Source organism: Streptococcus mitis, assembly GCF_047464965.1.
GTDB classification, from domain to species: Bacteria; Bacillota; Bacilli; order Lactobacillales; family Streptococcaceae; genus Streptococcus; species Streptococcus mitis_DU.
The window spans coordinates 148,732-155,898 of record NZ_JASHAT010000005.1; the positions used below are offsets into that span (position 1 = coordinate 148,732).

The window sequence follows — 7,167 nt, forward strand, 5'->3', positions numbered from 1 at the left end:
AAATGAAAAAAGTAATGTTTGCTGGCTTAAGCCTCTTGTCATTAGTCGTATTGATAGCCTGTGGTGAGGAAGAGACTAAAAAGACTCAAGCTCCACAACAATCCCCAAAACAACAGCAACAAACGACTGTACAACAAATTGCTGTTGGAAAAGAGGCTCCAGACTTCACCTTGCAATCTATGGATGGTAAAGAAGTTAAGTTATCTGATTATAAGGGGAAAAAAGTCTACTTGAAGTTTTGGGCTTCATGGTGTGGTCCATGTAAGAAAAGTATGCCTGAGTTGATGGAATTAGCGGCGAAACCAGATCGTGATTTTGAAATTCTTAGTGTCATTGCACCAGGAATTCAAGGTGAAAAAACTGTTGAGCAATTCCCACAATGGTTCCAAGATCAAGGTTATAAGGATATCCCAGTTCTTTATGATACCAAAGCAACCACCTTCCAAGCTTATCAAATTCGAAGCATTCCTACAGAATATCTAATTGACAGTCAAGGAAAGATTGGAAAGATACAATTTGGTGTTATCAGCAATGCGGATGCAGAAGCAGCCTTTAAAGAAATGAACTAGAATAGATAAAAATCTGATTACAAGAGAGTAGTCAGATTTTTTTAGAAAATTATTTTATAAATATTCACAAATATCCTATATTTATGGTAAAATAGAATCATCATTTTATTTTGGAGTCAAAGATGAATATATTTAGAACAAAGAATGTTAGTTTGGATAAAACGGAGATGCACAGGCATTTGAAGTTATGGGATTTGATTTTGTTAGGTATCGGAGCCATGGTAGGGACGGGTGTCTTTACTATAACAGGTACTGCAGCTGCAACACTTGCTGGTCCAGCCCTAGTGATTTCAATTGTCATTTCTGCCTTATGTGTGGGATTATCAGCTCTCTTTTTTGCAGAATTTGCTTCACGAGTACCTGCTACAGGTGGTGCCTACAGTTATCTCTATGCTATTTTAGGAGAATTCCCAGCCTGGTTGGCAGGTTGGTTAACCATGATGGAGTTCATGACAGCCATATCGGGTGTGGCTTCTGGTTGGGCAGCGTATTTTAAAGGGCTTCTCTCTCAATACGGGATAGCCCTTCCTCAGGCTTTAAATGGTACCTTTAATCCTCAAGCAGGGACGTTTGTTGATTTATTACCTATTCTTGTCTTGGTCTTGGTGACCTCGCTTGTTCTACTTAATGCGAAAGCCGCCTTACGCTTTAATTCAATTCTAGTTATTTTGAAATTTTCTGCTTTAGCTCTCTTTGTTTTAGTAGGAATCTGGCATATCAAGCTTGATAACTGGAGTAATTTTGCTCCCTATGGTTTTGGACAAATCTATGGTGCCAGTACTGGTATTATGGCTGGTGCGTCCTTGATGTTCTTTGGTTTTTTGGGGTTTGAATCCATCTCTATGGCTGTAGATGAGGTCAAGACTCCTCAAAAAAATATTCCTAGAGGGATTGTCTTATCGCTTTCTATCGTAACCATTCTTTATGCCTTGGTGACGCTTGTTTTGACTGGTGTGGTTCACTATAGTCATCTAAATGTCGACGATGCCGTTGCCTTTGCCCTTCGTAGCGTTGGGATTAGTTGGGCAGCTAGTTATGTGTCATTAGTGGCTATCTTAACCTTGATTACGGTTTGTATCTCAATGACTTATGCCCTATCTCGTATGATTTACAGTTTAGCGCGTGACGGATTGATGCCTGCTGCCTTTAAAGAACTGACCAAAACAAGCAAGGTACCAAAAAATGCTACTATCTTGACAGGTCTAGCTTCAGCAGTAGCAGCAGGAATGTTCCCTCTTGCTAGTATCGCAGCCTTCTTAAATATTTGTACCTTGGCCTACTTGATCATGCTGGCTTATGGTCTGATTCGATTACGGAAAGAAAAAGGAATGCCCAAAGCAGGAGAATTTAAAACACCACTGGTACCCTTATTACCGATTTTATCAATCATCATTTGTTTATCATTTATGTTGCAGTATAATATGGAAACCTGGATTGCTTTCCTAGTTGCATTGTTAGTAGGAAGTATTATTTACTTTACTTATGGTTATAAGCATTCTACCATAGAAGAATAATACTCTTCGAAAATCTCTTCAAACCACGTCAGCTTCGCCTTGCCGTATGCATGGTTACTGACTTCGTCAGTTTCATCTACAACCTCAAAACAGTGTTTTGAGCAGCCTGCGGCTAGCTTCCTAATTTGCTCTTTGATTTTCATTGAGTATATAAAGTGAGAATCTGTTGAGTTATTGAAACTCAGCAGATTTTTATATGTGAAAGAAATTTCAAATTTTTTCTAAAAATAGCTTGACAGATTAAATTTTTAGGAGTAAACTGTTTACCAGTTAATTAAATAGTTAAGGGGTTATCTATGAAGAAAAAAAGTTTATTTTTAGTATTGTTAAGTATCTTTCTTTTGTGTTTAGGTGCTTGTGGTCAAAAGGAAAGCCAGTCAGGTAAAGGGATGAAAATTGTAACTAGTTTTTATCCTATCTATGCTATGGTCAAGGAAGTATCTGGTGATTTGAATGATGTTCGAATGATTCAGTCAAGTAGTGGAATTCACTCCTTTGAACCTTCGGCAAATGACATCGCGGCCATCTATGATGCAGATGTCTTTGTTTACCATTCGCATACGCTTGAATCTTGGGCAGGAAGTCTGGATCCCAATCTAAAAAAATCTAAAGTGAAGGTTTTAGAGGCTTCAGAGGGAATGACTTTAGACCGCGTCCCAGGGCTAGAAGATGTGGAAGCAGGGGATGGAGTTGATGAAAAAACGCTCTATGATCCTCATACTTGGCTAGATCCTGAAAAAGCTGGAGAAGAAGCCCAAATTATTGCTGATAAACTTTCAGAGGTTGATAGTGAGCATAAAGAGACTTATCAGAAAAATGCGCAAGCCTTTATCAAAAAAGCTCAAGAATTGACTAAGAAATTCCAGCCTAGATTTGAAAAAGCGAGTCAGAAAACCTTTGTAACACAACATACAGCCTTTTCTTATCTAGCTAAGCGATTTGGGCTCAATCAACTTGGAATCGCTGGTATCTCTCCAGAACAAGAACCAAGTCCAAGACAACTAACAGAAATTCAGGAATTTGTAAAAACCTATAAGGTTAAAACGATTTTTACAGAAAGTAATGCTTCTTCAAAAGTAGCTGAAACTCTTGTCAAATCAACAGGTGTAGGGCTTAAAACTCTGAATCCTTTAGAGGCAGACCCACAAAATGACAAGACTTATCTAGAAAATCTTGAAGAAAATATGAGTGTTTTAGCAGAAGAATTGAAATGAGGAGATTATGAAAATCAATAAAAAATATGTAGCGGGTTCAGTGGCAGTTCTTGCCCTAAGTGTTTGTTCCTATGAACTTGGTCGTTACCAAGCTGGTCAAGTTAAGAAAGATTCGAATCGAGTTGCTTATATAGACGGTGATCAGGTTGGTCAAAAGGCAGAGAACTTGACACCAGATGAAGTTAGTAAGAGAGAGGGAATCAACGCCGAACAAATTGTTATCAAAATTACGGATCAAGGTTATGTGACCTCTCATGGAGACCATTATCATTACTATAATGGCAAGGTTCCTTATGATGCCATCATCAGTGAAGAACTCCTCATGAAAGATCCGAATTATCAGTTGAAGGATGCAGACATTGTCAATGAAATCAAGGGTGGCTATGTAATTAAGGTAGACGGTAAATACTATGTTTACCTTAAGGATGCCGCCCATGCGGACAATATTCGGACAAAAGAAGAGATTAAACGTCAGAAGCAGGAACACAGTAGTAATCACGGAGGTGGTTCTAACGATCAGGCAGTAGTTGCAGCCAGAGCTCAAGGACGCTATACAACAGATGATGGGTATATCTTCAATGCATCTGATATCATTGAGGACACGGGTGATGCTTATATTGTTCCTCATGGCAATCACTTCCACTATATTCCTAAGAGTGACTTGTCTGCCAGTGAATTAGCTGCTGCCCAAGCCTTCTTATCTGGAAAAGGCGGCCAATTAAGTACGGTTGAATATCGTTCTAGCAGGGGAGAAACAAGATCTAGCGCTAGAACGAGTCAATCTGATACACCTCAAAATCCTGCAACAGATTCTGAAAGTCAAAGTGAGGATTTAGCTAGTCTCCTTCAAGAATTATACGCTTTGCCACTTAGCCAACGTCATGTGGAGTCTGATGGATTAGTATTTGACCCAGCACAGATTACAAAACGTACTGCCAATGGTGTGGCAGTTCCTCACGGGGATCATTTCCATTTCATTCCTTATTCGCAAATGTCTGCTTTGGAAGAAAAATTGGCTCGAAATCTACCAATTGGAGGTCAGCCAGTTCAAAGTCAATCTGACAATACGAAACCAAGCAGTACCGATAAACCAAGTTCAACACCAAGTTCAACCATTAAACCAAACTTTAATCTCAATACGCCGGCACCGAATCGAGCAACTGGAGGCGCCTATACAACGGATGATGGGTATGTCTTTAGTCCGACAGATGTAATTGAAGATACAGGTGACGCTTTTGTTGTACCGCACGGCAATCATTTCCACTATATTCCTAAGAGTGATTTGTCAGCAGGAGAATTGGCTGCTGCCCAAGCTTATTGGAATGGTAAACAGGGTTCTCATTCTTCTACAAACTCAAGTAAACCAAGTAGTGATAATGCTAAACCAGCCCAACCAAGTTTGACAGAGACTCCAAATCTGACTGTTACTCCAACATATCATCAAAGTCAAGGGGAAGACATTTCAACACTTCTAAGTGAATTATATGCCAAACCTTTGTCAGAACGCCATGTGGAGTCTGATGGATTAGTATTTGACCCAGCACAAATCATCAAACGTACAGCTAACGGTGTAGCAGTGCCTCACGGAGACCATTATCACTTTATCCCTTATTCACAAATGTCACCGCTGGAAGAAAAATTGGCTCGTATGATAGCTGTCAAGGGACAAAATGGCAGTGTCTTGCCAAGTGTTACTCCTCTGAAGCCAGCTCCTACTACCAAACCTATAGCACCGGTGGAAAATAAACTGACAGAATTTGATGTCAACCAGGTTGTTAGAAAAGTTGGCGACGGTTATATTTTCGAGGATAAGGGCGCTAGTCGTTATGTTCTAGCTAAAGACTTAGCCAAGGATAAGATTGACGCTATTGAAAATCTCTTGTCAAATAAAACTCAAGAGACGCACTCTCTAGTTGCGAAGAAAGAAAATGTCGCTTCTCGTGACCAAGAATTTTATGATAAAGCATATAATTTATTGGCCGAGGCTCATAAAGCCTTGTCTGAAAATAAGGGGCGTACTTCTGATTTCCAAGCCTTAGACAAATTAGCAGAACGCTTGAATGATGAATCTTCTAATAAAGGAAAATTGGTAGATGATTTATTGACATTCCTAGCACCAATTACCCACCCAGAACGTCTTGGTAAACCAAATTCTCAAATTGCTTATACAGACGATGAAATTAAATTAGCGAAATTAGCAGGTAAGTATACAACAGAAGATGGGTATATCTTTGACATTCGTGATATTACCAGTGATGAGGGAGATGCTTATGTAACTCCGCATATGACCCATAGTCATTGGATTAAGAAAGAGAGCTTGTCTGAAGCTGAAAGAGTAGCAGCCCAGGCTTATGCTAAAGAGAAAGGTTTGACACCTCCTTCAACAGAGAATCAGGGTTCAGGAAATACTGAGGTTAAAGGAGTAGAAGCAATCTATAATAAAGTGAAAGCAGCTAAGAAGGTCCCACTTGATCATATTCCTTACAATCTACAACATACTGTTGAAGTTAAAAATGGTAGCTTAATTATACCTCATTACGACCATTATCATAACATTAAATTTGGTTGGTTTGACGAAGGACTCTATGAAGCACCTAAGGGTTATAGCCTGGAGGATCTCTTTGCGACTGTAAAATATTACGTTGAACATCCTGAAGAACGTCCTCACTCAGATAATGGTTGGGGAAATGCCAGCGACCATGTTCGTAAAAATAAGGCAGACCAAGACAGTAAATCTGATGAAGATAAGGAAGATCGTCATGAATCAGACGAGTCAACTCGTCCTGAATCCAATGAAAAAGAAAATCATACAGGTTCAACCCCTTCAGTAGATAATCTTTATAAACCGAGCACTGATGAAGACGAGACAGAAGAAGTATCTAAAGATACAACAGACGAAGCTGAAGTACCTCAAGTAGAAACCGAAAAAGTAGAAGCCAAACTCAAAGAAGTAGAAGCTCTACTTGCTAAAGTAACGGATGCTAGTTTGAAAGACAATGTGACAGAGAGCCTATCTGGTTTACGAAATAATCTGAGTCTTCAAACCATGGATAATAATGGCATCATGGCAGAAGCAGAGAAACTACTTGCTTTGTTAAAAAGAAAGTAATCCTCCATCTGTAAGTAAGGAAAAATCAACTAATGAAAAATGAAAGTCTCGATAAAGAGGCTTTCATTTTTATTATGTATATACGAAAAATTCTTGACAAGCAATACTAAAAAGAGTAAACTATTAACTAGTTAATTAACTGGTTCATCATTTTGTGGAGAATCAAATATATTTAAGAAAAGAGGAAAGAATGAAAATTAATAAAAAATATCTAGTAGGTTCGGTGGCAGTTCTTGCCCTAAGTGTTTGTTCCTATGAGCTTGGTCGTTACCAAGCTAGTCAAGTTAAGAAAGATTCGAATCGAGTTGCTTATATAGACGGTGATCAGGTTGGTCAAAAGGCAGAGAACTTGACACCAGATGAAGTTAGTAAGAGAGAGGGAATCAACGCCGAACAAATTGTTATCAAAATTACGGATCAAGGTTATGTGACCTCTCATGGAGACCATTATCATTACTATAATGGCAAGGTTCCTTATGATGCCATCATCAGTGAAGAACTCCTCATGAAAGATCCGAATTATCAGTTGAAGGATGCAGACATTGTCAATGAAATCAAGGGTGGCTATGTAATTAAGGTAGACGGTAAATACTATGTTTACCTTAAGGATGCCGCCCATGCGGACAATATTCGTACAAAAGAAGAGATTAAACGTCAGAAGCAGGAACACAGTAGTAATCACGGAGGTGGTTCTAACGATCAGGCAGTAGTTGCAGCCAGAGCTCAAGGACGCTATACAACAGATGATGGGTATATCTTCA

General features: G+C 39.1%; 5 protein-coding genes. All 5 read left to right on the top strand.

From position 1 onward, the window contains the following. Positions 1–2: 2 nt before the first annotated feature. Positions 3–569 carry a thiol-disulfide oxidoreductase-associated lipoprotein SdbB gene (gene sdbB, locus QM408_RS04735; protein ID WP_045606862.1) on the top strand — a complete coding sequence of 189 codons (567 nt, stop codon included), beginning with the start codon at positions 3–5 and terminating at the stop codon, positions 567–569. Positions 570–691: 122 nt separating this feature from the next. Then, a complete protein-coding gene (locus QM408_RS04740; RefSeq protein ID WP_001020317.1) occupies positions 692–2,083 on the top strand; it encodes an APC family permease in 1,392 nt (463 codons plus the stop codon). Between the two features lie 296 nt (positions 2,084–2,379). Next, entirely contained in the window at positions 2,380–3,297 is a 918-nt protein-coding gene (gene adcAII, locus QM408_RS04745) for a zinc-binding lipoprotein AdcAII (protein WP_000730403.1), read from the top strand. A gap of 7 nt (positions 3,298–3,304) precedes the next feature. Beyond that, positions 3,305–6,406 carry a pneumococcal-type histidine triad protein gene (locus QM408_RS04750; protein ID WP_414373783.1) on the top strand — a complete coding sequence of 1,034 codons (3,102 nt, stop codon included), beginning with the start codon at positions 3,305–3,307 and terminating at the stop codon, positions 6,404–6,406. A 190-nt stretch (positions 6,407–6,596) separates the two neighbouring features. Beyond that, positions 6,597–7,167 (top strand): pneumococcal-type histidine triad protein (locus QM408_RS04755; protein ID WP_414373785.1); only part of this gene is annotated, 571 nt, incomplete at its 3' end.